The sequence below is a fragment of the Serratia sp. TSO36 genome (genome assembly GCF_057808395.1).
Map to the genome: position 1 here is coordinate 363,570 of NZ_JBJZOU010000012.1, position 24,787 is coordinate 388,356.

Genomic DNA, 24,787 nt, shown 5'->3' on the forward strand with positions numbered 1-24,787 from the left:
AAACTTAATAAGTGACCGTCAACAAGACCGTATCGCTGTAAACGCCACTGGTGGGCAGGGTACTGGTCGAAAACAGACGGGCGTAAACCTTGATTTCTTGCGTGCTGCCGGTGGCGGCGACGGTCTGTGCCGCGCCGCCGTTGGCGCCATCCCCCCAAAGGGTGGCGTAGTTGCTGTCTTGATAAAGTTGATACAGCAGCGTTTCCGACGTGGCGGCGTTTTGTAATTTTCTGCCGCCGGCGATGGATCCGGTCACATGATTGCCGACGCCGAGGGCCAGCGTAACGCTCAGCCCCGGGTTGCAGCGAAACAGCACCGAACCGGCGCCGCTGCTGGAGACGACGCTGACCGCGTTGCTCAGCGAGGACAGTTGGCCGAAGTTCAGGGTGCCGAAGGTGGTCACGTCGCTGACGCCGCTGCCCAATACGCAGCCTTTTACCACGGTTGCATTGACGGTGAACGGTTGGCTTTTGGACAAGTCGTTGACGCCGGTATCGCTTTGGGCCGGGGAAAGCGGCAGGCAGAACAGCAAACCGCAAATGGAAGCGCGCATCGTCATTACCAATTGATCGTGACCTGTACCGTGTCGGTGTAGCTGCCTGTCGGGGGCGTGGACTGCGCCGGAATCATGCCATAGACCGGCAGCCAGTTGTCCGAACCGTTGGCGGTTTGTGACACGCCCGTCAGATTGTCCCAAATGGTGCTGTGGGCGGCGTTGGTGTACAGGTTGTAATTCACCCGTTGGCCGGCCGCGCTTTGCAGGTAGCGAGCCGCGGTATTGCCGCTTTGCCCGCCGCCAAGCAGAACGCTGTAGCTGGTGCCGTTGGTGCACTTCACCCGAATGGCGCCGGCGTTTTGCTGCCCGGCGACGCTGGTGGCGGTGCTGAGAAAATACAGCGTGCCGAAATTCAGCGTGCCGAAGCTGACGTTGCCGCCTGAGCTGCTGCCGGCTTCACAGGCGCTGAGCAAGGTCGCGCTGACGCCGAGGGTCGCCGTTTTACTGTCGGCCTGCGCCAACAGGCTGCACGCCCATAATCCGCCGCAGCAAAGCGCGAGCCGCACCGTTACCAGGTGACCGTCATCGTGACGGTGTCGTTATAGGTGTCCGCCGCGGGGGTAGAACCGGCCGCCGGCACGCGGCCATACACGATCAGCGGAACGGCGGCGCCGGTGCCGGTGCCGGTCAGCGCGTTGGCGCCGCTGCCCCAGGCGGTGGTGCGCGCGGCATCCTGGTAAAGGTTATAGCTGATGAATGCGCCTGCGGTGCTGGCCATGCGGCGTTGGGTGCCTGAAGTGACGTGGAGCCCGTTGTCCAGCGCCACCGTGTAGTCTGTGCCGGTGGTGCAGGTCAATGACAGCGTACCGGCCCCCCCTGCGCCGGTGGCGCTGGCGTCGATGATGTTGGCCAGTGAAGAGTAAGTGCCGAAGCTGATGGAGCCGAAGTCGTTGACGGAACCGCTGCTGTTGCCGCCACCCACGACGCAACCGGCGCCGATGGTCAGCGTCACGCCTAACGTGCCTTGAATGGTGCCTGCTGCGTTAGCCGCGCCGTTGGCGCACAGCAGGGTTGCTACCGAGGTCAATGCCATCAGAGTTTTTTTCATCTTATATTCCTTGCCGTATGAGAGAAAGCCCGCAAAGACGCCACCCAGAGGTGGGTTGAACGTATTCATTTAGCTGCACTTTAATTAATAGAATAAGAATCGGGAATTGTCTTGATGAAAGCGAGAAACTTTTTATTCCCATCCCCCCGGCTGACGGGGCTTACAGGTGAGGTATACCGATAAATTGAAATGATTAGAATAATAACGAACGGTGATGGGAATATTATTAGCGTTATTTTATCGCCGGGGCGTTTAATTCCCCGGCGCGGTATCGTTTACAGGTGGAAATCCAGCGCGCCGTCGCGCACCAGCTCGCGCGGCAGGTTGTTCTTGATACGGCTGCCGATGCGCTTGGCGATGCCCAGCGGCTGCCCCTGGTAGGTGACGATGCATTCATCGCCCGCCGGCGGCAGTTCCGGGTAGAGATCGCGGCCGTGATACCACTCCTGCGCCAGCGCGGCGTCCAGCTCGAAATGCACTTTGCCGCCGGTGCCGGCCAGCGCGATCGCCGCCTCGTGCTGCCAACGGAAACCTTTAGGGAAACGCTCCGCCAGTTTGAGGCCGATGCGCGAGAAGCGCACCTTGCCGAACAGCGGTTCCAGCTCGGCCGGGAACAGCCAGATCTCTTTGTCGCGCTCCCATAGCCGGCCGTCATCGCCCCAGGTTAAGCCGGATGCGGCGGCGGCTTGGGCGACCTGCGCCGCTTCTTTGCCGGACAGCGGGCTGAACGGGAATTTACCGACTTTGTAGGTCGGCTTCGGCAACGGCGCCACGGCGCGCCGTTTGCGCAGGCGGGCGACGAAAAAGCCTTCGCTGTCGTAAATCTGCGGGAAGACGTGCAGGAAACCTTCGGCGGTCAGCGCCTTGTCGGCGCCGGGGAACAGCGCACCCAGCGGCTCGACGCTGACCGCATCGCCGTAGGTGTCCAGCAGCCAGCGCACCACCTGCTGGTTTTCCTGCGCATTGAGCGTGCAGGTGGAGTACACCATCACGCCGCCCGGCGCCAGCGCATGAAACGCGCTGTCGATCAGCTCGCGCTGGGTGGCGGCGATCTCGGCCACGCTTTCCGGCGACCAGTTGCTCATGGCGTCCGGATCCTTGCGCACTACGCCTTCGCCGGAGCAGGGGGCGTCGAGCAGAATGGCGTCGAAGCTCTCCGGCAGCGCGGCGCCGAACACCCGGCCGTCGAAGTGGGTCAGCGCGGTGTTCTTCACGCCGCAGCGGCTGATATTGGCGTGCAGCACTTTCACCCGGCTGGCGGAGTATTCGTTGGCGACGATGCCGCCCTGATTGCCCATCAGCGCGGCGATCTGGGTGGTTTTGGATCCCGGCGCCGCCGCCACGTCCAGCACCCGAGTCGGCGCCGCGCCGCCCGCGAACAGCGCGCTGACCGGCAGCATCGAACTGGCTTCCTGAATGTAGAACAGGCCGCTCAGGTGTTCGGCGGCGCTGCCCAGGCGCAGCTCTTCATCCTCGCGCTCGATCCAGAACCCTTCCGCGCACCAGGGAATGGGCTCCAGTCGCCAGTCGTAATCCTGCACCAGCGCCAGGAAGTCGGCGACGCTGATTTTCAGCGTATTGACGCGCAGGCTGCGGCGCAGCGGGCGCTGGCAAGCGGCGATAAAATCGTCCATCGCCAGCTCGGCGGGCATGATGGCGCGGGTGGCATCAAGGAAAGCGGGGGGCAGAAAAACGGCGGTGGATTTGGCCACGGGCGAACTCTCAGGGTGCAATAAAGATAAGGGCGAGAGTTTATCACAAAGCGGAAAAAAACAGGGCCCGGCGATGCCAGGCCCTGAGGAAAATGCGAAATTTAATCGCGCGGAATGGCGGTGCCCCAGGTTTTCCAGTCCTTAGGCTCTTCCGGATTCAGCAGGAAGTGTTTGTTCGGCGTGGCTTTCGGCGCCAGCGGAATGGTCGGCGGCGTGGCGAAGGCGATACCGCCGCGGATGAACTGCTGGAAGGTGCCGCTCTTGATCACGCCGCCGGTCAGGCCGAACTGCAGGTTGTAACCCGAAGCCAGCCAGAACACGCTGTTGTTGCGCACCAGATGCTGATATTTCTTGCTGATGCGCAGCGCGACGTGCACCCGATCGGACATGGCGCCAAGGTAGAAGCCGGTGATGGTGCCGACCTCTACGCCGCGGAACAGCACCGGCGTGCCGATCTGCAGCGAGCCGGTTTCGGCGGCGTCGAGCACTACGCTCAGGCCGTCGAGATAGCGCGAGTCGGTGATGCTGGCCTGCTGCAGCTCGAAGGTGCGCAGCTCGCGGCCGCGCCCCGGCTCCACGTTGATATAAGGCTGGAGCAGGGTATCGAGATTGCTGACGCCGGCGGCGGAGATCTCCGGCGACACGATCGAGAAGCGGCTGCCCAGGCGCGCGAAAGTGTGCACATATTCCGGATACAGCACCGCTTTGGCCAACACTTCGTTGCGCTCCGGCGCCAGCTGCAGCGACTCCACCTGGCCGACGTCGATACCGAGGTAGCGCAGCGGCATGCCCGCCGACAGCTTGCTGGCGTCGTAGGTTCGCAGCATGATTTGGCTGCCCACCGCGCGGGCGGCGGTTTCGCTGGCGTACAGCACGCGGTTGGCGCCCTTGTTGAGCGTCACGCCCTGCAGGTTGTCGAAGCTGATGGCGCCTTTCAGCGCGCGGTTAAGCGGCGAAGCCTGCACTGTCAGCCCGCTGCCGTTGAGCTGCACCTTGGCGCCGCCTTCGGCCCAAAAGATGCTTTCGCGGGTCAGCAGCTTGCGGTATTCCGGGCTGATGTAGACGTCCACCTCAAACTCGTTGGCCTTCGGCCGAACGTTGACGATCTCGCCCACCTGGAATTTGCGGTACAGCACCACCGAACCGGCCTGCACGTCCGGCAGGCTGGTGGCGCTGAGGGTCAGGGTGGTGGAAGGGGCGTTGCCGACGATGCCTTCCTCGGCTTTTTCGCTGTTGGCGTACAGCGGATATTGGCCGCCCGGTTCCCCCTTGCTGCCTGGAATAATGCGCACGCCGCCGTCCACCCATTCCTGAGCGCTGGCGCCGAGCACTTCCATACCGTCGATGCCCAGCTTGACGTCGAGCCGGCTGTTGACCACGAATTTGCTGTCTTTGTGCAGCAGGCCGCGGTACTGCGCGTCGATGGCGGCGGTGAACACCACGCCGCCGGCGGTCAGGGTGCGGCTCAGGATCTGGCCGACTTTCACGCCGTGCACCACCAGCGGTTGCCCGACGTCGATGCCGTAGCTTTGCGGCGCATTCAGCGTGACGGTCAGCACGCCAGGCTGCTGCAACAGCGTTTCGCTGCTGTCCAGCACGTTGAAGCGCTGCTGCGGCTCACCTTCGCCCGGCACCAACTCCAGCGTGGTGCCGGTCAGCAGCTGGCTGAGCTTGGCGTCGTTGAGGCTGATGCGCGGGCTGCGCATCACGATGCGGGTGCCGCTGCGCATCAGATCGACCACCGAAGGATCGATGGTCAGTTCACCGACCACTTTGCTGTCCTGTTGCAACGTCAGCTTGGTCAGGGTGCCGACCTGCAGCCCCTGGTACATCAGCGGCGTGCGGTTTTCACTCAGGCTGTTGCCGCTCGGCAGATCCAACAGGATATTGACGCCGCGCTGGCTGTGGGCCAGATCCGGATACAGGGTATAGCTCTGATCGCCCTTGGCCTGCTGGCCATCGGCCGGCGAATCGAAGGCGATGGCGCCGTTGACCAGCGCCGCCAGGCTCTCCATTTGCACCGTCGCGCCGGACAGGCTGAAATCGCCCTTGAAACCGGAGACATTCCAGAAGCGGCTGTTGCTCTTCACCAGGTTGGCGAAACGGCGGTCGATCAGTACGTCGATGGTCACGCCCTTGTTGCCTTCGCTGATGGTGTAGTCATACACCTTGCCGACCGGGATTTTACGGTAGTAGACCAGCGAGCCGCTGTTGAGCGAGCCGAGATCGTCGGCGTGCAGGTGGATCATCAGCTCGCCGGTGTTCAGGCGGTATTTCGGCTGGGTATCGAGCGCGGTGAAGTGGGTTTGCTCCTTGCCGCTGCCGGGCATCATGCCGATATAGTTGCCGCCGACCAGCGCATCTAGCCCGGAGACCCCGGCCAGCGAGGCTTTAGGCGTCACCAGCCAGAACTGGGTGCCTTCGCGCAGCGAGTCTTCCAGATCGCTTTTGATGCTGGCTTCCACCACGATGCTGCGCAAATCTTTGCTCAGGCTGATTTTCTGCACCGTGCCGACCTCTACGCCCTGATAGCGCACCGGCGTGCGGCCGGCGACGATGCCCGCCGCCGATTGGAAATCGATGGTGACGGTGGTGCCGCGCTCCTGGACATTGTTATAGACCAGCCACCCGGCGATCAGCAGGGCGATGAACGGCAGTAACCAGAACGGTGAAATGCGGCGCTTGTTCTTGACCCGCGCTTCAGTCGGTGTAGTCGGCGTTTCCTGTTGCATGTGCATCCCAAATCAATCGGCTATCCAGCCACTCAACGGCAAGAATAGTCAAAATGACCGCCGAGCCAAAGTAAAACGCGGCCGGTCCCATAGTAAAAGATAACAGCTGGTCGCGGTTTACCAGCGACATCATCAAGGCGATAACGAACAGATCGAGCATCGACCAGCGGCCGATCCAGGCGACCAGACGCAGCAGACGAATGCGCGTCTTCAGGCTGTGCGAGGTTTTGAAGTGAATGCTGAACAACAGCGTGATCAGCACGATCACTTTGGTAAAGGGCACCAGCACGCTGGCGATGAACACAATGGCGGCGATCGGCACGTTGCCGGAGGTGGCCAGCGAGACCACGCCGGAGAATATGGTGTCTTCGAGGCGCACGCCGTTGGCGTAAATGATGGAAATCGGCAGCAGGTTGGCCGGTATCAACAGGATCATCGCCGCGATCAGCGCCGCCCAGGTTTTCTGCAGGCTGTAAGGCTGGCGGTGGCACATCGGCACGTGGCAGCGCGGGCAGCGGCCGCGCGCGTCGGGGTAGCCGGTATAGTGGCAGGAGAGGCAAATGTGCAGCGCCGCCGGCGGGCCTTTCGGCTGTTCCTGCGGATAGTAGCGCTCCCACAGCTGCTCCAGGTTGGCGTGGATCAGCGTCAGGATGCTGAGCAGGGTGAGCGACAGGTAGGCGATCAGCGCGCTGCCCGCCTGGATGTCGGCGTAATCCTGCACCTTGATCGCCGCCACCGCCATGCCGATCAGATAGATGTCCAGCATCACCCACTCTTTCAGCCGCTCCAGCATCAGCAGCACCGGCCGCAGGTTCATGCCGAGCGCGTGGCCGAAGCGCAGGTACAGCAACGACAGCGCCAGCGTCAGCGGGGCGCCGATGGTGCAGAACGCCACCATGCTGGCGGTAAGCGGGTCGCCCTGACGGCTCATCTGCCAGATGCCTTCCAGCAAACTGGCGTCGATGCGCGTGCCGAGCAGGCGGATGCTGATCAGCGGTTCGGTGAAGGCGAACGGCATCAGCAGCAGCATGGCGATCGCCATGGCGGTCAGGCGCGTCATCGACCAGTCGCGGCCGTTCACTACCTTGGCGTTGCAGCGCGGGCAATAGGCGGCCTGGTTGCCGCTGAGCGGCGGCAGCACGAACAGCAGATCGCACTCGCAGCAGCGCTGGTGGCGCGCTTTGGAAAGGGGGGCGGTGATCGCGTGTATTTTCATCTTTGACAAGTCGCTGCCCTTGAGCCCGCCGGAACTGTCAGCGTAGCTGAAAAATAAACCGGCCGCGTCACTGGCGATCGGGCGCCGGACGGTAAAACGAGGTAAACCGGGATTCTGAGCGGCAAACATACCCCGAGCGACAGGGTTTTGTGAAGCAACAGATGATTAACCTTGTGGCTATACGCATTTAATGCTTATTTTATAGGGCCTAAGCTTTGGGCTTCTGGCCATCTTCACTGTTTCAATGGTTATCACATGACAAAAGAACAATTCTACGCGGAATTAAAACGTGACCTGAGCGCGTTGCTCGGCGGGGAAACCAACTTTATCGCGGCGTTGTCCAACGCCAGCGCGTTGCTCAACGAGCGTCTGGATGATGTGAACTGGGTCGGTTTCTATCTGATGGATGGCGGCCAGCTGGTGCTGGGGCCGTTCCAGGGCAAGATCGCCTGCGTGCGTATTCCGGTGGGCAAGGGCGTGTGCGGCACGGCGGTGGCGGAAAATCGCGTGCAGCGCGTCGGCGACGTGCATGCGTTCCCGGGCCATATCGCCTGCGATGCGGCCAGCAACGCGGAAATCGTGCTGCCGCTGGCGGTTGGCGGCCGAGCGATCGGCGTTTTGGATATCGACAGCACGGTTTATCAACGCTTCGACGAACAGGACGAAGCGGGCTTGAAAGCCGTGGTGGCGGGGCTTTGTGAGCAACTGGAACAGTGCGACAGTGCGAAATATGTGACTGTGGCGGCAAGTTGATCGACGGTTAACGTGGCAATTACCGATGGCGTCATTATAATGACGCCTGTTCATGCCTGTGGCTTGTTGGCAATACCGTTGTAATCAGGAAATTTCATGGAAAATCAACCTAAGTTGAACTCTAGTAAAGAAGTCATTGCTTTTCTTGCCGAGCGTTTTCCGCTCTGCTTTAGCGCCGAAGGCGAAGCTCGTCCGCTGAAAATCGGTATTTTTCAGGATTTGGTAGAGCGCGTGCAGGGGGAAGAGAATCTCAGCAAAACGCAATTGCGTTCTGCCCTGCGCCTGTACACCTCAAGCTGGCGTTACCTGTACGGCGTCAAAGTCGGCGCGCAGCGCGTCGATCTGGACGGCAATCCGTGCGGTGAACTGGAGCAGCAGCATGTCGATCATGCTCGCCAGCAGCTTGAAGAAGCCAAAGCGCGCGTTCAGGCACAGCGTGCCGAACAAAACGCCAAAAAACGTGAAGCCGCCGGTGAATCCGCCGATGCCGCGCCACGCCGTCCGCGCCCAGCCGGTAAAAAGCCCGCTGCACGTCGCGAAGGCGGAGCCGCGCCGGAGAACCGCAAGCCGCGCCCACAAACTCGCCCACAGCCAGCTCGTCAACCTCGTGCAGCAAAAGAGGAAAACCAGCCGCGTTATGCGCCAGTCACGGATATCTCTAAACTGCAAATTGGCCAGGAAATCAAAGTCAGAGCAGGCAAGAGCGCGATGGATGCTACCGTACTCGAAATCGCTAAAGATGGCGTACGTGTGCAGCTCTCTTCCGGTCTGGCGATGATTGTGCGCGCAGAACACTTGCAGTTCTGATACGGAGGCCAACCCAGGCATGAACAAATTCGTCAGATTAACAGCGATTGCAGGGCTGCTGTGGGCGGGTGTCAGTTACGGCGCGGAAACAGCCAACATCCGCATCGGCCAACTGCCTCAACTGCAACAGGAACCTCAGCACGCTACGGTGAGTGAGCGCGTGACCTCGCGCTTCACTCGCTCTCATTACCGCCAGTTTGCCCTCGACGCGGAGTTTTCAGGCAAGATCTTCGATCGCTACCTGAACATGCTGGACTACAGCCATAACGTGTTGCTGGCCTCCGACGTGGCGCAGTTCGCCGGCAAACGCAATCAGGTTGGCGAAGAGCTGAAAACCGGCAAGCTGGACACCTTCTACGCGCTGTTCAATCTGGCGCAGAAACGCCGCTTTGAGCGTTACACCTATGCGTTGTCGTTGCTGGACAAGCCGATGAACTTCACCGGCAACGGCACTATCGATCTCGACCGCAGCAAAGCGCCGTGGCCGAAAGACAAGGCCGAGCTGGATAGCCTGTGGGATGCGAAAGTCACCTATGACGAGCTGAACCTCAAGCTGACCGGCAAGACCGACAAAGAAATCCGCGACACGCTGACCAAGCGCTATCAGTTCGCCATCAAGCGCCTGACGCAAAGCAACAGCGAAGACGTCTTCCAGCTGGCGATGAATGCCTTTGCGCATGAAATCGACCCGCACACCAACTATCTGTCTCCGCGCAACACCGAGCAGTTCAACACCGAAATGAGCCTGTCGCTGGAAGGCATCGGCGCGGTGCTGCAGATGGATGACGACTACACCCTGATCAACTCGATGGTGCCGGGCGGCCCGGCGGCGAAGAGCAAGGCGATCACCGTGGGCGATCGCATCGTCGGCGTCGGCCAGGCCGGCAAACCGATGGTGGACGTGATCGGCTGGCGCCTGGACGACGTGGTGTCGTTGATCAAAGGGCCGAAAGGCAGCAAGGTGCGCCTGGAGATCCTGCCGGCCGGCAAGGGCACCAAAACCCGCGTGGTCACCCTGACCCGCGAGCGCATCCGCCTGGAAGACCGCGCGGTGAAAATGACCATCAAGACCGTCGGCAAAGAGAAGGTGGCGGTGTTCGACATCCCCGGCTTCTACGTCGGTCTGACCGATGACGTGAAAGTGCAGCTGCAGAAGATGGCCAAGCAGAACGTCAAGAGCGTGATCATCGATCTGCGCACCAACGGCGGCGGCGCGCTGACCGAAGCGGTATCGCTGTCCGGCCTGTTCATTCCGAGCGGCCCGGTGGTGCAGGTGCGCGACAACAACGGCAAAGTGCGTGAAGACGCCGACACCGACGGCGTGACCTACTACAAAGGCCCGCTGGTGGTGCTGGTCGATCGCTTCAGCGCCTCCGCCTCCGAGATCTTCGCGGCGGCGATGCAGGATTACGGCCGCGCGCTGATCGTCGGCGAGCCGACCTTCGGTAAAGGCACCGTGCAGCAGTACCGTTCGCTGAACCGCATCTACGATCAGATGCTGCGCCCTGAGTGGCCGGCGCTGGGGTCGGTGCAGTACACCATTCAGAAGTTCTACCGCGTCAACGGCGGCAGCACCCAGCGCAAAGGGGTGACCCCGGACATTCTGATGCCGACCGGCGTCGATCCGGCGGAAACCGGCGAAGCGTTTGAAGACAACGCCATGCCGTGGGACAGCATCAATGCGGCGACCTACAGCAAGACCGGCGATATGGCGCCGTTCGAGCCGGAGCTGCTGAAAGATCACCAGCAGCGCATCGCGCAGAATCCGGAGTTCCAGTACATCGCGCAGGATATCGCGCATTACAAGGCGCTGAAGGATAAACGCAACATCGTGTCCCTCAATCTGGCGGTGCGCGAGAAAGAGAACCACGACGACGATGCGACCCGTCTGAAACGCATCAACGAGCGCCTGGAACGTGCGGGCAAGAAGCCGCTGAAATCGCTCGACGATTTGCCGAAGGATTACCAGGAACCGGATCCGTACCTGGATGAAACCGTGCATATCGCGCTGGAGCTGGCTCATCTGGAAAAAGATCGGCCCGCTCAGCAGCCAACGCCGGCCAAATAAGGCCGCGTCCGGCAGGATGAAAAACGCACCCTCGGGTGCGTTTTTTTATGGTGACGCGAAGGCCTGCTTCCCTGCAGGGGGAATGGGGGCGGGCTTATGCGTCGCCTGACAAATTTATGGCAAAAAACCCCTCCGCCTTACGCAACAATCGTTTACAATTTGCCAAATCCCGGTCGCGCGCCGTTTTTGTAAAGTTTCGTATTTTTAGTAGGTTAATGACGCGCGACTCTTGAAACTGTGACGAATGCCCATACGATCTAGGGTATCTTCGACAGCGTTTTGTTAACATTTATGAGGAAGTAAACATTTTATGATGCGTATAGCTCTGTTCCTGCTCACCAACCTGGCGGTGATGTTGGTTTTCGGGCTGGTGCTCAGCCTGACAGGAATCCAATCCAGTAGCGTTCAGGGCCTGATGATCATGGCCGGTCTGTTCGGCTTCGGCGGCGCTTTCGTGTCGTTGCTGATGTCCAAGTGGATGGCGCTGCGCTCCGTCGGCGGGGAAGTGATTGAACAACCGCGTAACGAAACCGAAAACTGGCTGCTGGAAACGGTGCGCCGTCAGTCGCAGCAGGCGGGCATCGCCATGCCGCAGGTCGCTATCTACCACGCGCCGGACATCAACGCCTTCGCCACCGGCGCACGCCGCGACGCCTCGCTGGTCGCCGTCAGCACCGGCCTGCTGCAGAGCATGAGCCGCGACGAAGCGGAAGCGGTCATCGCGCACGAAATCAGCCACGTCGCCAACGGCGATATGGTGACCATGACCCTGATTCAGGGCATCGTGAACACCTTCGTCATCTTCATTTCGCGCCTGATCGCGCAGGTCGCCGCCGGCTTCCTGGGCAACCGCGATGGTGAAGGGGAAGGCAACGGCAACCCGATGATTTACTTCGCGGTGTCGATGGTGCTGGAACTGGTGTTCGGCATCCTGGCAAGCATCATCACCATGTGGTTCTCGCGTCACCGCGAGTTCTACGCCGACGCCGGCTCCGCCAAGCTGGTGGGCCGCGAGAAGATGATCGCCGCCTTGCAGCGCCTGAAAACCAGCTACGAGCCGCAGGAAGCGGGCAGCATGATGGCGTTCTGCATCAACGGCAAATCCAAGTCGTTCAGCGAGCTGTTCATGTCGCACCCACCGCTCGACAAGCGCATCGAAGCGCTGCGTTCCGGCCAGTACCTGAAGTAATCGGCTGAATGAAAGGAAAAACCCCGGCTCGCCGGGGTTTTTTTATGGCATGACGAAATCGCTTTTTCAGGTGGAGGATGCTGATTCAAGCGTCAGATTTAGCGATTTGAATACGGCCTTTCCGCCTCTCGCGGTACGCTAGCCGCTGCAGGCTACCATGCCTGACGCCTTCGCTTGCTTGGTTTGGGAAGCTCATGCTATATGCTTTGGCACCATAACGTCTGTCCCTGAGGCCCTATGAAAATCAACGCTCTTCCCTTGCTCGGCTGTGATGAGGCGCTGGCGCGCCTTACCATATTGGCGGGCGGCGTCGCCGATGCGTCTGCGGAGTTGTTAAACCGGAACGGTTACGATTCTGAACAGCCAGCTATACGCTGGCATTCAGGCGACCTGCACCTCCCATCGTTTTTCCCAGACGAGAACGACAGGCACGATTACGATTATCTGGTCGTAGAAGGAGATTTGATCGTAGAGGGGTGCATGGCGGTGTCACCCCAGCGGGAGGATGGCGGCATCATTGTGCTGGGGCGGCTGCAGTCGGATACGCTGATTTGTTTGGGCGAGCTGCTCGTGCGTGACGATGCCCGCATACGCCATGCCTATTGCAGCTCTGGAAACGACGGCGCGTTTGTGGTGGGGGGAAATCTGGCCGTGCTCACCCTGGTAGAAACGGGGGAATTTATCCATGTACATGGCGATCTCGACGCGCGATGTCTCGCCTCATTGCAGAACTTCGTTCAGGTTGACGGAGAGACGCGCTGCGACTGTCGAATCGACAGCGCGCAGTCCGCTGAACCGATCACGCGCATGTTCGCTTCAGACCTGCTGAAGGCCTTTGAGGGGGAGGATAACGACGGCCAACACATTGTTGGCTGGTATCCGGATGACGATGCCTATTTAGCGTGTTTGCAACAAGGCCGCAGCCCGTTGAGGAGCGGCGACTGACGCCAAGCGTATCACACTTGGCGCGGCGTGATTCAGGCCGGCCGCATTGCTGGAACCGCCGGCTTTAGAATCGATGGGGTTTCGGCTGTTTCTATGGCCGCTATTTCACCTCGCGGCTTGGCTGCGCCGTTTGCGCCGTCGATTGGGTGATGCGCAGGCTGCTGACCGCCGCCGCCAGAGTGGCGAATATTCCTGCCAGGAGCAGCGAAGCGTGGGTGCCGGAGGTGGGGAACAGGTTGAACATCAGCGCCACCAGCGCGGCGCCCGAGGTTTGCCCCAGCAGCCGGGCGGTACCCAGCATGCCGCTGGCGCCGCCGCTGCGGTTGCGCGGCGCGGCGGAGATGATGGTGTGGTTGTTGGGCGACTGGAACAGGCCGAAGCCGGCGCCGCACAGCACCATGCGCCAGATGATGTCCCCATTCGACGGGTCCGCGGGCAGCAGCGCCAGCGAAAACAGCCCGAGCGCGAACACCGCCAGCCCAATGCAGCCCAGCAGGCCGGCGTGCACGCGCTCCACCAGCCGGCCGGCGATCGGCGCCATGACGACGATCGCCAGCGGCCACGGCGTCAGCAGCAGCCCGGTCGCCACCTCGTCGCGGCCCAACGCGCTTTGCAGGAAGAACGGCAGCGATACCATCGCCAGCATCTGCGCGGCGAACGAGCAGATTGAGGTGCCCATCGACAGGGCGAAAATCGGGATGCGCAGCAGGTCGACCGGCAGCAGCGGAAATTCCTGGCGCAGCTGGCGGCGCACGAACACCGCGCCAATCGCCAGCAGCGCGGCGATCTCGCTGAAGATCAGCGTCAGGCTTTGGCCCTGGGCGAAGCCGCTGATGGCGGTGATCAGCAGGCCGAAGGTCAGCGCGTTCAGCACGGCGCTGGTGGGATCGAAACGGCGGTTATCGCTTTTTTGGCCGTTGGCCGGCAGAAACTTCATGCCCAGCAGCAGCGCGACGAGGCCGATCGGCAGGTTAATGGCGAACAGCCACTGCCAGGACGCGACCGACAGGATCGCCGCCGCCACCGTTGGCCCGGCCGCCGAGGAGCAGGCGACGATCAGCGAGTTGATGCCCATGCCGCGGCCGAGAAAACGCTGCGGATAGATGATGCGGATCAGCGCGGTGTTGACGCTCATGATGGCGGCGGCGCCAAAGCCTTGCAGCACGCGGGCGATGGTCAGCGTGAGCAGCGAGTCGGACAGGGCGCAGAACAGCGAGGTAATGCTGAACACCAGCAGCCCGGCCTGATAGATGCGGCGATAACCGATCAGATCGCCGAGCGACGCCAGCGACAGCAGAGAGACGGTGATCGCCAACTGATAGGCGTTAACCACCCAAATGGAGCTGGCCGGGCTGGCGTTGAGATCGCGCGCGATGGTGGGCAGCGCCACGTTGGCTATCGCGCCGTCGAGCACGGATACGGTAATGCCGAGGGCGATGGCGAGGATCGCCCCATAGCGTTGCGGGACGGGGAGGCCGTCGGAACAAGGACGCATGTTGGTCTCAGCGGTATTTATTCAGGGGAATATTATCATGCTAATCATATTCGCCCGTGATTGCATGCCCCTTGTCCGCTGAATTGTAAACGGCGGTGAGCGGGCCGGCGGTTATCCATTTGGCTTCAATCGCTTAGCGTTCAACTGCGTTGCGCGTCGCGATCTGTTCCGATTATACTGAAACCCTTGTTTAAATTTCCTGAAACAGAACCGTTAAGTAGGGTATTCGCCATGGCTAACGCAGATTCAGACAAGCAACCAGATGCCGTCTCATCCGTGATGAAAGTGTTCGGTATTTTGCAGGCGCTCGGCGATGAGCGCGAGATTGGCATTACTGAACTGTCCCAGCGGGTGATGATGTCCAAAAGCACCGTCTACCGTTTTCTGCAGACCATGAAAGCGCTGGGCTACGTTTCGCAGGAAGGCGAGACGGAAAAATATGCGCTGACGCTCAAGCTGTTCGAGCTGGGCGCCAAATCGTTGCAGAACGTCGATCTGATCCGCAGCGCCGACGTGCAGATGCGCGAACTGTCGAACCGCACCCGCGAAACCATCCACCTTGGCGCCCTGGATGAGGACGGTATCGTCTATATCCACAAGATCGACGCGATGTACAACCTGCGCATGTATTCGCGCATCGGTCGCCGCAACCCGCTGCACAGCACCGCCATCGGTAAAGTGCTGCTGGCCTGGCGCGATGGGGATGAGGTGGCGCAGATCCTGTCGCAGATTGAATTTACCCGCAGCACCGAGCATACCCTGACCAGCGCCGCCGAACTGCTGCCGGTGCTGGAGCGGGTGCGTGAGCAGGGATACGGCGAAGATGCCGAAGAGCAGGAAGTGGGGATCCGTTGTATCGCGGTGCCGGTATTCGATCGGTTTGGGGTGGCGATCGCCGGGTTGAGCCTCTCTTTCCCGACGCTGCGCTTTTCCGAAGCGGCGCGGGAGGAGTATGTGGCGCTGTTGCACGTCGCCGCCCGGCGCATCAGTGAACAGCAGGGCTATTACGACTATCCGTTCTGACCCTTCGCTTCCATGAACAAGGCGCTGCCATGGCAGCGCCTTGTGGCTATTTCACGCCCGGCGTCAGCCGCTGCGAAATCCGTTCCAGCACTAACATCAGCAACAGCGTGGTCGCCACCAGGATCATGGTCAGCGTCGCGCCATTGGCGATGCTGCCGCGATCGGTCAGGCTGAAGATAGTGACCGGCAGCGTCGCCCAGCTCGGCGGGTAGATCATCATGGTCGCGCCCAGCTCTCCCATCGACAGCGACAGGCTGAGGGCGAAGGCGGAGATCATATAGGGGGCGATCATCGGCAGGGTGACGTGGCGCAGGCGGAACAGCGGCGAAGCGCCCAGGCTGGCGGCGACGTTCTCGTAGTCGCCAGGCAGCCGGGCCAGCCCGGCCATCACGTTGCCGAAGGTGAAGGCGGAAATCAGCACGAAGTGGGCGACGGGCACGATCAGGAAGGTGCCGTTCATCTGCAGCGGCCCCTGGCTGAACGCCACCAGCATCCCGAGACCGATCGACACCGAAGGCACCGCACTGGGAATGAAGAACAGCGTGCTCAGCAGGCGCTGACCGCGCCCCTGATGGTGGCGTAGCGCCAACGCCGCCCAGGTGCCGCACAGCAGCGCGAACAGGCTGGCGCTGAAACCGATAGCCAGGCTGGCGACCAGCGCGTCCCAGGAGGCGCCGCCAAAGGCCTGGCGGAAGTGGCTGAGGGTGAAACCGCTCGGCAGCACGCCGTTCCACTGTTCGCTCAGGCTGGACATCAGGATCACCGCCAGCGGCAGGCAGAAGAACAGCGCGAACAGCGTGACCGCCAGCGTGCAGGTCAGGGTGCGGCCGGTGCGAGACCAAATCAACATCGTCAGTTCCTCAGCCCGGCGCGCGCCGCGGCGTAGCGGTAAAGGGAGAACAGCCCGAGCGACAGCGCGATATTCACGACGGCGATCGCGCAGGCGACGGCGTAATCCGACTCCAGAATCGCTTTGGAGTAGACCATCATCGGCAGCGTGGTGACGCCCTTGGCGCCAATAAACAGCACGATGCCGAACTCATTGGTGGTCAACAGCAGGCACAGGCTGCCGCCGGCCAGCAAGGCCGGCAGCGCAGCGGGCAAAATCACCTGGCGCACCACGCGCCCCGGACGGGCGCCGAGGATGCTGGCGGCTTCGAGATGGCTGCGATCGATCTGCGACAGCGCCGCCATCAGCGGACGCATCACCAGCGGCGTAAACACGGTGATTTCCGCCAGGATCACGCCCCAGATGGAGTAAAGAAAGTCCACCGGCGGCAGGGTGAAACCGAAGGCCGCCATCAGCGTACCGTTCAGCAGGCCGGCGGAGCCGTAGATAAAGGTGAAGGCCAAGGTGATCAGGAAGGTCGGCATGGCGATAAAGGTATCGATCACCCAGGCGATCAGCCGGCTGCCGGGGAACGGCGTGAACACCAGCAGCAGCGACAGCAGGGTGCCGAGCACCAGGCAGCCCAGCGTCGCCAGCAGCGCAATCTGCAGCGTGTTGAGCAGGGCGCCGACAAAGCGTCGGGATTCGAACACCTGCTGCAGCGCGGCGGCGCTGAACAGCCCCTGATCGTCGGTAAACGCCTGTTTGACGATCAGCGCCAGCGGATAGAAAAACAGCGTCGCCAGCACCAGCAGCGGCAGCAGGATCCATAAACGGCGCGGAGAACGCGGCCGCCGAGCCGGGCGAATAAGCGTAGAGTCGGCCATGTCAGTCCTCGATCAGTACCGCGTCGTCAGGGGCGAAATAGAGTGGCACGCGCTCGCCGATCTGCGGCATCCGGCTCTGATGGGTGGTGACCACGCGCAGCGGGTGGCCTTGCGCGTCGAACTGCAGGTGCGTCAACTCCCCCTGCCAGTGAATATCGCGCAGCGTGCCGATGATGCAGTTGCTGCGCTGGGCATCGGCATCGAGCGCAATATGCTGCGGCCGAATGCACAGCAGTTTGTCGAAGCCGCGTTGTGCGCCGTAGGTGAAACAGCCGATCACTTTTCCGGCGCAGCTGACGGTGGTCATGCCTTGGCCGGCGGTGGTTTCCAGCGCGGTGGCCGGCAGCAGGTTGGCGCGGCCGAGGAACTCGGCGGCGAAGCGGTTTGTGGGATGACGGTACAGTGCGCGGGTCTCGCCGTGGGCGATCAGGTGGCCGTCGCGCATGATGCCAATCTTGTCCGCCAGCGTCAGCGCTTCGCCCTGATCGTGGGTGACGTACAGGATGGTCAGCTCCGGCAGCTCGCGGTGCAGGCGGGCGATCTCTTCCACCATGCTGTGGCGAATCTGCGCGTCCAGTGCCGACAGCGGTTCATCCAGCAGCAAGACTTTGGGGCGCACCGCGATGGCGCGGGCGATCGCCACGCGCTGCTGTTGGCCGCCGGAGAGCTGGCTGGGATAACGCCTGGCGTAGGCGGACATGCCGACGATGGCCAGCGCCTCCTCGACGCGCTCGGCGGTGAGGCCGCGCGGCTTGCCCTGGGCGCGCAGGCCGAACGCCACATTGTCCTCGACGCGCATATGCGGAAACAGCGCGTAGTTCTGTACCACCATGCCCAGACCGCGCTCATAGGGCGGCACGTCGGTGACATCGACGTCACCGATGGCAATACGCCCGGCGGAAGGCTGCACGAAACCGGCGATCGCCCGCAGCACGGTGGTTTTGCCCGAGCCGGAGGGGCCGATCAGCGCCAGCACTTCGCCGGGGGCGATGGTGAGCGTCAGGGGTTTCAGCACTTCGGTGCCGCGATACGACACGCTGACGCGGTCGAGTTGGATGCCCGACGGCCCGGCGATGTCGAGGCTGTTATCCCGCGCCTCGGCGCGGGAAGAGAGGGTAGAAGGCATTGTCAGCGTCATTCGGTCACCTTGTGCCAGCGTGAGATATCGGCGGACAGGCTGCTTACCACCTGATTCCAGTCCGGCGCCCAGATGTCCACGCCTTCCAGCGCCGCCTGCGACCGCTTGAAGTTATCGTCGGTCGGGATGACGTCCTTACGCACCGGCATGCCGTAGGACATGGCGCTAACGCTGCTCTGCGCTTCTTTGCTCAGCAGGAAGTCGATCAGCTTTTTGCCGTTGGCGCTTTGCGGCGCGCCTTGCACCAGGCCGACATAGTAAGGCAGCGCCAGCGTGCTGCGCTTGCCGTCCGGCCCGGCCGGCCAGAACACCTGCACGTTCGGGTTGCTGCGCATCTGCGCCAGGTTCATCTGCAGATCGCCGTTGGCCACCAACAGCTCGCCTTTATTGACCAGCGCGGTCAGCTTGCCGGTGGAAGCGGAAGGGCCGACGTTGTTGCTTTGCAGCTTGCCGAGGTAGTCGAAACCGGCGTCTTTGCTACCGAAGCTGTGAAACGCCTGCAGCAATACTGCGGTGCCGTCACCGGCCTGGCCCGGCGTGGAGTACTGCAGCTTGTTGCGGAACTGCGCGTCCAGCAGCTGTTGATAGCTGGCGGGCGCCTGCGGCAACAGTTTGGCGTTATAGATGAAGCTCAGGTAGTTGTTTACCAGCGGCACGAACTGCGGCTGAGCCTCGGCGATCTGCGCCGCATCCTGCGGGGTGAAATCCTGCAGCAGTTTTTCCGCGGCGGCGCGCTGGATGAACGGCGGCGGCGTCACCAGCACGTCGGCCTGCGGGTTGCTGCGCTCTTTCGACAGCCGCTCTACGATGGCGCCGGAACCGCCTTCGACGTACTGCACCTTGATGCCGGTTGCCTGAGTGAAGGCGTCGAACTGGGTTTGATACCAGCTGTGATCGCCGGCGTGCAGACCATCGGCGGAGTAGACGGTCACCACCGCGTCGGCGGCCCAGGCCGGCGCGGAGCCGAGTGCGATGGCGGTCATCACGATCAGACGAGAAAGTTTCATAGCTTCAGCCTCACTGTTGCGGATTTAAGCGTAACTGGTATACACCAGATATGCGGTCACGCTAATCGGCGAATATGACAAACAAATGAAAGCGGCAAAATATATTTGCCGGCAACGGGGAATTGGGCGTGGGGGAGAAAGGCGGGGCGGCGGGCGCAGCCCCTGTCATGCGGGGTTAAAGCGTATCGACTTCGATGCGCAGGCTGTCGTGGCGCCAGTACTCGATATCGAAATCAAGAATGCGGCCGTGCTGGTCGTAATTCAACCGGCGCAGCAATAAGGCGGGCAGGCCGACCATGGCGCCGAGCGCGTTGGCGGCGCGGTAAGGCAGGGCCGTCGGGTAGAACGACAGGTGCATGTTGCTGTAAATCAACGCGTAATGCTGTTGATAGACTTCGGTCAGGCTGCCGTTGAGATCGTGGCTGAGCAGTTCCGGCACCCGCTGCGGCAGGCAGTGGTTTTCGCAATAACAGATGGCGCGGCCGTCGGCGTAGCGCACGCGGCGCAGCAGATACACCTGGTCGAAGGGTTCGAGCGCCAGCGGCTGCATCACGTCGAGCGGCACCGTGGTTTTTTCGCCGGACAGCAGCGCGGTGCGCGGCGCGCGCCCCTGTTCCTGGCACAGGCGGTGGAAGTTGGTGTTCTGCGTCGGATCCAGCCACAGCCGTTCCGGCGTGACGAACCAGCCGCGGCGATCGGCGCGATAGATGGCGCCGGTGGCCTCCAACTGCGCCAGGCTCTCGCGAATGGTAACGCGGGTGGTGGAGAAGATGGCGCACAGCTCGCGCTCCGAAGGCAGCTTATCGCCCGCCTGCAGCGCGCCGCGGGTGATGCGCGCCTGAAGCTGATCCTTGATCTGCAGGTAGTGGGGCATTTCGCCCTGATGTTCTTTCATTTCATCTCGCTATGGCATCGGCCCGTCATTCCGGCACGCGCTTATTATACATAGCCAGATGAATTTTTTGTTTCACCGCGCTTTGTCGTTTGACCAGGGAAGGAATTTGCCGCCACAATGCCTGCAATCTGGTATAGACCAAATAGGTGAATAACATGTCCGATCGAAACTACCTGCTGTTGACCCCCGGCCCGTTGACCACGTCGAAAACGGTAAAAGAGGCGATGCTGTTCGACAGCTGCACCTGGGATGAAGATTACAACCTGGGCGTGGTGCAAAGCATCCGGCAGCAGCTGGTGGCGCTGGCGACGCCGTCCGCCGGTTACACCTCGGTGTTGCTGCAGGGCAGCGGCAGCTTTGCGGTGGAGGGCGTGCTGGGCACGGCCATCGGCCCGCAGGACAAGCTGCTGATCGTCAACAACGGCGCCTATGGGGCGCGGATGATCGAAATGGCGCGGCTGATGGATATCGACCACCACGCTTTCGACTGCGGCGAGGTCAATGAGCCGGACGTGACAGCGATGGAGGCGGTGCTGAAAAGCGATGCACGCATCAGCCATATCGCCATGGTGCACTGCGAAACCACCACCGGCATGCTCAACCCGCTACAGAAGGTCGCCGGCCTGGCGGCGCGCAACGGCAAGACCTTTATCGTCGACGCCATGAGCAGCTTCGGCGGCATCCCGCTGGATGTGGACGGGCTGGGCATCGATTTTCTGATCAGCTCCGCCAACAAATGCATTCAGGGCGTGCCGGGCTTCGCTTTCGTCATCGCCCGCCGCAGCGAACTGGAGAAATGCGCCGGCCGCTCGCGCTCGCTGTCGCTGGATCTGTATGCCCAGTGGCGCTGTATGGAAGACCAGGCCGGCAAATGGCGCTTTACGTCGCCGACCCACACCGTGCTGGCCTTCGCGCAGGCGCTGAAAGAGCTGGAACAAGAGGGCGGCATTGCCGCGCGCCACCACCGCTATCAAACCAATCAGCGGCGGCTGGTGGCGGGCATGCGCGAGCTGGGCTTTGAGACTCTGCTCGATGATGCGTTGCATTCGCCGATCATCACCGCATTCTATTCGCCAAAGGCCGACACTTACCGCTTCGCCGAATTTTATCAGCGCCTGAAGCAGCAAGGGTTTGTGATCTATCCCGGCAAAGTGTCGCAGAGCGACTGCTTCCGCATCGGCAACATCGGGGAAATTTATCCGCAAGATATCGAACGTTTGCTGGTGGCCGTCGGGCAGGCGATGTACTGGAATCAATAAGGATTGACCATGAAACAGATCAACGCAGTGATCCTCGACTGGGCCGGCACCACGGTGGACTTCGGCTCCTTTGCGCCAACGCAGATTTTCGTCGAGGCGTTCAAACAAACCTTCGATATCGACATCAGCCTGGCGGAGGCGCGCATTCCGATGGGGCTGGGCAAATGGCAGCACATCGAGGCGCTGGGCAAGCTGCCGGCGGTCGACGCGCGCTGGCGGCAGAAGCTGGGCCGCTCGATGAGCCACCAGGACATCGACGCGCTGTATCAGGCGTTTATGCCGCTGCAAATCGCCAAAGTGATCGACTTCGCCGATCCCATCGAGGGCGTGCCACAGGTGATTGCCGGGCTGCGCGAACAGGGCATTAAAATCGGCTCCTGCTCCGGTTATCCGCGCGCGGTGATGGAGGTGCTGGTGCCTGCCGCCGCGCAGCGCGGCTACGCGCCGGATTACTGGGTCGCCACTGACGATCTCGCGGCCGGCGGGCGGCCGGGGCCGTGGATGGCGTTGCAGAACGCCATCGCGCTGGGCATCGATGCGGTGGCGCACTGCGTGAAGGTGGACGACGCGGTGCCGGGCATTCATGAAGGGCTGAACGCCGGGATGTGGAGCGTCGGATTGGCGCTGTCCGGCAACGAGTTTGGCGCGACCTGGCAGGAGTACCGCCAAATGGCGGCGGCAGAGATCGAGCTGCGCCGTACGGCGGCCGCCGATAAGCTGTATGCGGCGGGCGCACATTATGTGATAGACACGCTGGCGCAATTGCCGGGCGTTATCGCCGACATCAACCGGCGGCTGGCGGACGGCGAGCGGCCGTAACGACCGGGCGCGGGGCATAAAAAAACCGGGGAGAATCCCCGGTTTTTTCGTTTTGAGACGGCGTTAACGGTGAGCCAATTCGACTTCGTCTTCGCTGTCCATCACGGTTTTGTCGGTTTGCTTCATCAGCTGGCTGGTGATGGTGCCCGCCGCCATGGAGCCGTTGACGTTCAGCGCGGTACGGCCCATGTCGATCAACGGTTCGACCGAGATCAGCAGCGCGACCAGCGTTACCGGCAGGCCCATCGCCGGCAGCACGATCAGCGCGGCGAAGGTGGCGCCGCCGCCCACGCCCGCCACACCGGCGGAGCTGATGGTGACGATGCCGACCAGGGTGGCGATCCACACCGGATCCAGCGGGTTGATGCCGACGGTCGGCGCAACCATCACCGCCAGCATTGCCGGGTAGAGGCCTGCACAGCCGTTCTGGCCGATGGTGGCGCCGAACGACGCCGAGAAGCTGGCGATGGATTCCGGCACGCCCAGGCGACGGGTCTGCGCTTCCACGTTCAATGGAATGCTGGCGGCGCTGGAGCGGCTGGTGAAGGCGAAGGTGATCACCGGCCACACCTTGCGGAAGAATTTCAGCGGATTAACGCCGGTGAAGGCCAGCAGGGCGGCGTGAACCACGAACATGATGCCCAGGCCGATGTACGAGGCCACCACGAAGCTGCCGAGCTTGACGATGTCGTGAATGTTGGAACCGGCAACCACTTTGGTCATCAGCGCCAGCACGCCGTACGGCGTCAGTTTCATGACCAGACGCACCAGCTTCATCACCCAGGCTTGCAGGGTGTCGATAGCCACCAGCACGCGCTCGCCTTTCGGCTTGTCGTCTTTCAGCAGCTGCAGCGACGCCACGCCGAGGAAGGTGGCGAAAATCACCACGCTGATGATCGACGTCGGGCTGGCGCCGGTCAGATCGGCGAACGGGTTTTTCGGGATGAACGACAGCACCATCTGCGGCACGGTCAGGTCGGCCAGTTTACCCACGTAGTTGGTCTGGATTGCCGTCAGGCGCGCGCTTTCCTGCGCGCCCTGCACCAGGCCTTCGGCGGTCAGGCCGAACAGGTTGGTGACCAGTACGCCCACCAGCGCCGAGATCAGCGTGGTGAACAGCAGCGTGCCGATAGTCAGGACGCTGATTTTGCCCAGAGAAGAGGCGTTATGCAGCTTGGCCACCGCGCTCAGGATCGAGGCGAACACCAGCGGCATGACGATCATTTGCAGCAGCTGCACATAGCCGTTGCCGACGATGTTGAACCAGCTGATGGATTCTTTCAGTACCGGGTTGTCGGAGCCGTACACCAGCTGCAGGCCCAGACCGAACACCACGCCGACCACCAGGCCGACCAGCACTTTTTTCGCCAGGCTCCATTGCTTGTGGCGGGTTTGCGCCAGCAGCAACAGGAGCGCGACAAACACCAGCACGTTAATCACGAGCGGAAAATTCATCCCCAATGTCTCCAATCATCTTTCTTATAAAAACGACTACGCATCACGTATGTCGCGATGTAAATATCGTAACAGTTTGCCGGGTGGCCCACTTATATCCAAATGGAATTTGATATAGCTTTTCGTGTGTTTTTGTTCGTTTTATATACATTAAGGTGATTGGTTGAGCGGATTTTTGTGATCAGAGTCTAATATTTCTGATTTGCTCGACATAGGATTGCACCGGCAGGGTGAAATCACCTTGCCAGCAGATGGCAAACGCCACCAGACATAGACACAACACACGCTCCAGCTGGTTGCCTTTTTGCGAGTTGAGCAGCGGCAGACGAAAACGCCAGCGGCACGGCCACAGCAGCGGAACGCCGGCGGGGGTGAGCATATCGGCCAGCAGATGGCTGAAGTAACCGATGATCATGGCGTGCAGCGCGTCGGCCGGGATCGGCCAGCTGCGCGGCACGTCCAACTGGAACAGCGCCATGCCGCCGGCGATCGCCAGCAGGCTGTGGGTGAAACCGCGGTGGCCGAATGCGCGGGCGATGGGAATGGCGAGCCAGCGCAGACGCTGGCCCAGCACTGACTTGGGGTGATCGATGTCCGGCAGCAGCGAGGTCAGCAGCGCGGCGGGTATGATGTGCCACCAGTCGCCGGCAGCCAGCTCTGGCGTCACTTCCGCCTTCTTGGCGAAGATCGCGCAAGCGACAGAGAATATAAGGTGTCCTTCCGCGGTCATGCTGTTGCGATTCCGGCTGGTAAACTGTTAATTTATCCAGTATATGGGAAAATTCCCAGTAGTGGAAGCAGTTACCCTGTAACCAATTGTTTATTTTCCCCTGTTTTACAACGGGTTGTTACGGCAATGCGTAACAAATCATCGATTTTGACCGGTGAGAATTAACGGCGGGCGATGGGCGGGTGCGGAACGGAAAGAAACGAGGGCAGTTGTTTGGCGTGCGG

At 61.6% G+C, this 24,787-nt stretch carries 22 protein-coding genes; 8 read left to right on the forward strand and 14 right to left on the reverse strand.

The window, feature by feature from the left end; translation table 11 throughout:
• Positions 1-4: 4 nt before the first annotated feature.
• From ACK3CV_RS11165 to yebS, 6 genes are all read right to left on the reverse strand, one after another.
• Positions 5-553, reverse strand: a complete 549-nt coding sequence (locus ACK3CV_RS11165; protein WP_192839571.1) for a Csu type fimbrial protein — start codon at positions 551-553, stop codon at positions 5-7.
• A gap of 5 nt (positions 554-558) precedes the next feature.
• Positions 559-1,062, reverse strand: coding sequence for a Csu type fimbrial protein (locus tag ACK3CV_RS11170; RefSeq protein WP_071998115.1), 504 nt, complete (start codon positions 1,060-1,062; stop codon positions 559-561).
• 2 nt (positions 1,063-1,064) lie between these two features.
• Positions 1,065-1,604: a Csu type fimbrial protein gene (locus tag ACK3CV_RS11175; protein ID WP_033638282.1), complete on the reverse strand. Its 540-nt coding sequence runs from the start codon at positions 1,602-1,604 to the stop codon at positions 1,065-1,067.
• A gap of 275 nt (positions 1,605-1,879) precedes the next feature.
• A complete protein-coding gene (rsmF, locus tag ACK3CV_RS11180; protein WP_164038239.1) occupies positions 1,880-3,316 on the reverse strand; it encodes a 16S rRNA (cytosine(1407)-C(5))-methyltransferase RsmF in 1,437 nt (478 codons plus the stop codon).
• A gap of 101 nt (positions 3,317-3,417) precedes the next feature.
• Complete coding sequence (locus tag ACK3CV_RS11185; protein WP_033638759.1) at positions 3,418-6,048, reverse strand: PqiB family protein; 2,631 nt, start codon at positions 6,046-6,048, stop codon at positions 3,418-3,420.
• Positions 6,017-7,264 carry a membrane integrity lipid transport subunit YebS gene (gene yebS / locus ACK3CV_RS11190; protein ID WP_033638760.1) on the reverse strand — a complete coding sequence of 416 codons (1,248 nt, stop codon included), beginning with the start codon at positions 7,262-7,264 and terminating at the stop codon, positions 6,017-6,019. The genes ACK3CV_RS11185 and yebS overlap by 32 nt, the downstream gene beginning before the upstream one ends.
• 255 nt (positions 7,265-7,519) lie before the next feature.
• On the opposite strand from yebS, the gene ACK3CV_RS11195 reads away from it, so the two are divergent.
• From ACK3CV_RS11195 to ACK3CV_RS11215, 5 genes are all read left to right on the forward strand, one after another.
• Positions 7,520-8,017, forward strand: coding sequence for a GAF domain-containing protein (locus ACK3CV_RS11195; RefSeq protein ID WP_033638286.1), 498 nt, complete (start codon positions 7,520-7,522; stop codon positions 8,015-8,017).
• A 96-nt stretch (positions 8,018-8,113) separates the two neighbouring features.
• The gene (gene proQ / locus ACK3CV_RS11200; RefSeq protein ID WP_033638287.1) at positions 8,114-8,824 is read left to right on the forward strand and encodes an RNA chaperone ProQ; all 711 of its coding nucleotides are present in this window, start codon (positions 8,114-8,116) and stop codon (positions 8,822-8,824) included.
• A 19-nt stretch (positions 8,825-8,843) separates the two neighbouring features.
• Positions 8,844-10,892, forward strand: a complete 2,049-nt coding sequence (gene prc, locus ACK3CV_RS11205; protein ID WP_033638289.1) for a carboxy terminal-processing peptidase — start codon at positions 8,844-8,846, stop codon at positions 10,890-10,892.
• Positions 10,893-11,202: 310 nt separating this feature from the next.
• Positions 11,203-12,081: a protease HtpX gene (htpX, locus tag ACK3CV_RS11210; RefSeq protein WP_033638291.1), complete on the forward strand. Its 879-nt coding sequence runs from the start codon at positions 11,203-11,205 to the stop codon at positions 12,079-12,081.
• A gap of 237 nt (positions 12,082-12,318) precedes the next feature.
• Positions 12,319-13,026, forward strand: coding sequence for a hypothetical protein (locus ACK3CV_RS11215; protein WP_049196132.1), 708 nt, complete (start codon positions 12,319-12,321; stop codon positions 13,024-13,026).
• A 100-nt stretch (positions 13,027-13,126) separates the two neighbouring features.
• Here ACK3CV_RS11215 and ACK3CV_RS11220 read toward each other — a convergent pair whose 3' ends face one another.
• Positions 13,127-14,521, reverse strand: a complete 1,395-nt coding sequence (locus tag ACK3CV_RS11220; protein ID WP_164141380.1) for an MFS transporter — start codon at positions 14,519-14,521, stop codon at positions 13,127-13,129.
• Between the two features lie 231 nt (positions 14,522-14,752).
• On the opposite strand from ACK3CV_RS11220, the gene kdgR reads away from it, so the two are divergent.
• Positions 14,753-15,544: a DNA-binding transcriptional regulator KdgR gene (gene kdgR / locus ACK3CV_RS11225; RefSeq protein ID WP_033638294.1), complete on the forward strand. Its 792-nt coding sequence runs from the start codon at positions 14,753-14,755 to the stop codon at positions 15,542-15,544.
• A 46-nt stretch (positions 15,545-15,590) separates the two neighbouring features.
• Here kdgR and ACK3CV_RS11230 read toward each other — a convergent pair whose 3' ends face one another.
• The 5 genes from ACK3CV_RS11230 to phnR form a co-directional block, all read right to left on the reverse strand.
• Positions 15,591-16,394 carry an ABC transporter permease gene (locus tag ACK3CV_RS11230; RefSeq protein ID WP_164141382.1) on the reverse strand — a complete coding sequence of 268 codons (804 nt, stop codon included), beginning with the start codon at positions 16,392-16,394 and terminating at the stop codon, positions 15,591-15,593.
• Positions 16,395-16,396: 2 nt separating this feature from the next.
• The gene (gene phnU, locus ACK3CV_RS11235; protein ID WP_164141384.1) at positions 16,397-17,260 is read right to left on the reverse strand and encodes a 2-aminoethylphosphonate ABC transporter permease subunit; all 864 of its coding nucleotides are present in this window, start codon (positions 17,258-17,260) and stop codon (positions 16,397-16,399) included.
• A 1-nt stretch (position 17,261) separates the two neighbouring features.
• Positions 17,262-18,392: a 2-aminoethylphosphonate ABC transport system ATP-binding subunit PhnT gene (gene phnT / locus ACK3CV_RS11240; protein ID WP_424540212.1), complete on the reverse strand. Its 1,131-nt coding sequence runs from the start codon at positions 18,390-18,392 to the stop codon at positions 17,262-17,264.
• 2 nt (positions 18,393-18,394) lie between these two features.
• Positions 18,395-19,405, reverse strand: coding sequence for a 2-aminoethylphosphonate ABC transporter substrate-binding protein (locus tag ACK3CV_RS11245; protein ID WP_101426835.1), 1,011 nt, complete (start codon positions 19,403-19,405; stop codon positions 18,395-18,397).
• 175 nt (positions 19,406-19,580) lie between these two features.
• Positions 19,581-20,300: a phosphonate utilization transcriptional regulator PhnR gene (phnR, locus tag ACK3CV_RS11250; protein WP_033653907.1), complete on the reverse strand. Its 720-nt coding sequence runs from the start codon at positions 20,298-20,300 to the stop codon at positions 19,581-19,583.
• A gap of 155 nt (positions 20,301-20,455) precedes the next feature.
• On the opposite strand from phnR, the gene phnW reads away from it, so the two are divergent.
• Entirely contained in the window at positions 20,456-21,559 is a 1,104-nt protein-coding gene (gene phnW, locus ACK3CV_RS11255; RefSeq protein WP_048321507.1) for a 2-aminoethylphosphonate--pyruvate transaminase, read from the forward strand.
• Positions 21,560-21,568: 9 nt separating this feature from the next.
• Entirely contained in the window at positions 21,569-22,378 is an 810-nt protein-coding gene (gene phnX / locus ACK3CV_RS11260) for a phosphonoacetaldehyde hydrolase (RefSeq protein WP_033653909.1), read from the forward strand.
• 63 nt (positions 22,379-22,441) lie between these two features.
• Here the strand turns inward: phnX and ACK3CV_RS11265 are convergent, their stop codons facing one another.
• A complete protein-coding gene (locus tag ACK3CV_RS11265; protein WP_033653910.1) occupies positions 22,442-23,833 on the reverse strand; it encodes an L-cystine transporter in 1,392 nt (463 codons plus the stop codon).
• 181 nt (positions 23,834-24,014) lie between these two features.
• Positions 24,015-24,563, reverse strand: a complete 549-nt coding sequence (locus ACK3CV_RS11270; protein WP_164105105.1) for a metal-dependent hydrolase — start codon at positions 24,561-24,563, stop codon at positions 24,015-24,017.
• Positions 24,564-24,787: the final 224 nt, after the last annotated feature.

Coding starts and splice junctions, on each gene's coding strand:
- ACK3CV_RS11245 (WP_101426835.1), bottom strand. CDS start 19,405: ATGAAACTTTCTCGTCTGATCGTGATGACCGCCATCGCACTCGGCTCC.
- htpX (WP_033638291.1), top strand. CDS start 11,203: ATGATGCGTATAGCTCTGTTCCTGCTCACCAACCTGGCGGTGATGTTG.
- ACK3CV_RS11220 (WP_164141380.1), bottom strand. CDS start 14,521: ATGCGTCCTTGTTCCGACGGCCTCCCCGTCCCGCAACGCTATGGGGCG.
- ACK3CV_RS11230 (WP_164141382.1), bottom strand. CDS start 16,394: ATGTTGATTTGGTCTCGCACCGGCCGCACCCTGACCTGCACGCTGGCG.
- ACK3CV_RS11215 (WP_049196132.1), top strand. CDS start 12,319: ATGAAAATCAACGCTCTTCCCTTGCTCGGCTGTGATGAGGCGCTGGCG.
- kdgR (WP_033638294.1), top strand. CDS start 14,753: ATGGCTAACGCAGATTCAGACAAGCAACCAGATGCCGTCTCATCCGTG.
- ACK3CV_RS11270 (WP_164105105.1), bottom strand. CDS start 24,563: ATGACCGCGGAAGGACACCTTATATTCTCTGTCGCTTGCGCGATCTTC.
- ACK3CV_RS11265 (WP_033653910.1), bottom strand. CDS start 23,833: ATGAATTTTCCGCTCGTGATTAACGTGCTGGTGTTTGTCGCGCTCCTG.
- ACK3CV_RS11195 (WP_033638286.1), top strand. CDS start 7,520: ATGACAAAAGAACAATTCTACGCGGAATTAAAACGTGACCTGAGCGCG.
- prc (WP_033638289.1), top strand. CDS start 8,844: ATGAACAAATTCGTCAGATTAACAGCGATTGCAGGGCTGCTGTGGGCG.
- ACK3CV_RS11185 (WP_033638759.1), bottom strand. CDS start 6,048: ATGCAACAGGAAACGCCGACTACACCGACTGAAGCGCGGGTCAAGAAC.
- proQ (WP_033638287.1), top strand. CDS start 8,114: ATGGAAAATCAACCTAAGTTGAACTCTAGTAAAGAAGTCATTGCTTTT.
- phnR (WP_033653907.1), bottom strand. CDS start 20,300: ATGAAAGAACATCAGGGCGAAATGCCCCACTACCTGCAGATCAAGGAT.
- ACK3CV_RS11165 (WP_192839571.1), bottom strand. CDS start 553: ATGCGCGCTTCCATTTGCGGTTTGCTGTTCTGCCTGCCGCTTTCCCCG.
- phnW (WP_048321507.1), top strand. CDS start 20,456: ATGTCCGATCGAAACTACCTGCTGTTGACCCCCGGCCCGTTGACCACG.
- ACK3CV_RS11175 (WP_033638282.1), bottom strand. CDS start 1,604: ATGAAAAAAACTCTGATGGCATTGACCTCGGTAGCAACCCTGCTGTGC.
- phnX (WP_033653909.1), top strand. CDS start 21,569: ATGAAACAGATCAACGCAGTGATCCTCGACTGGGCCGGCACCACGGTG.
- phnU (WP_164141384.1), bottom strand. CDS start 17,260: ATGGCCGACTCTACGCTTATTCGCCCGGCTCGGCGGCCGCGTTCTCCG.
- yebS (WP_033638760.1), bottom strand. CDS start 7,264: ATGAAAATACACGCGATCACCGCCCCCCTTTCCAAAGCGCGCCACCAG.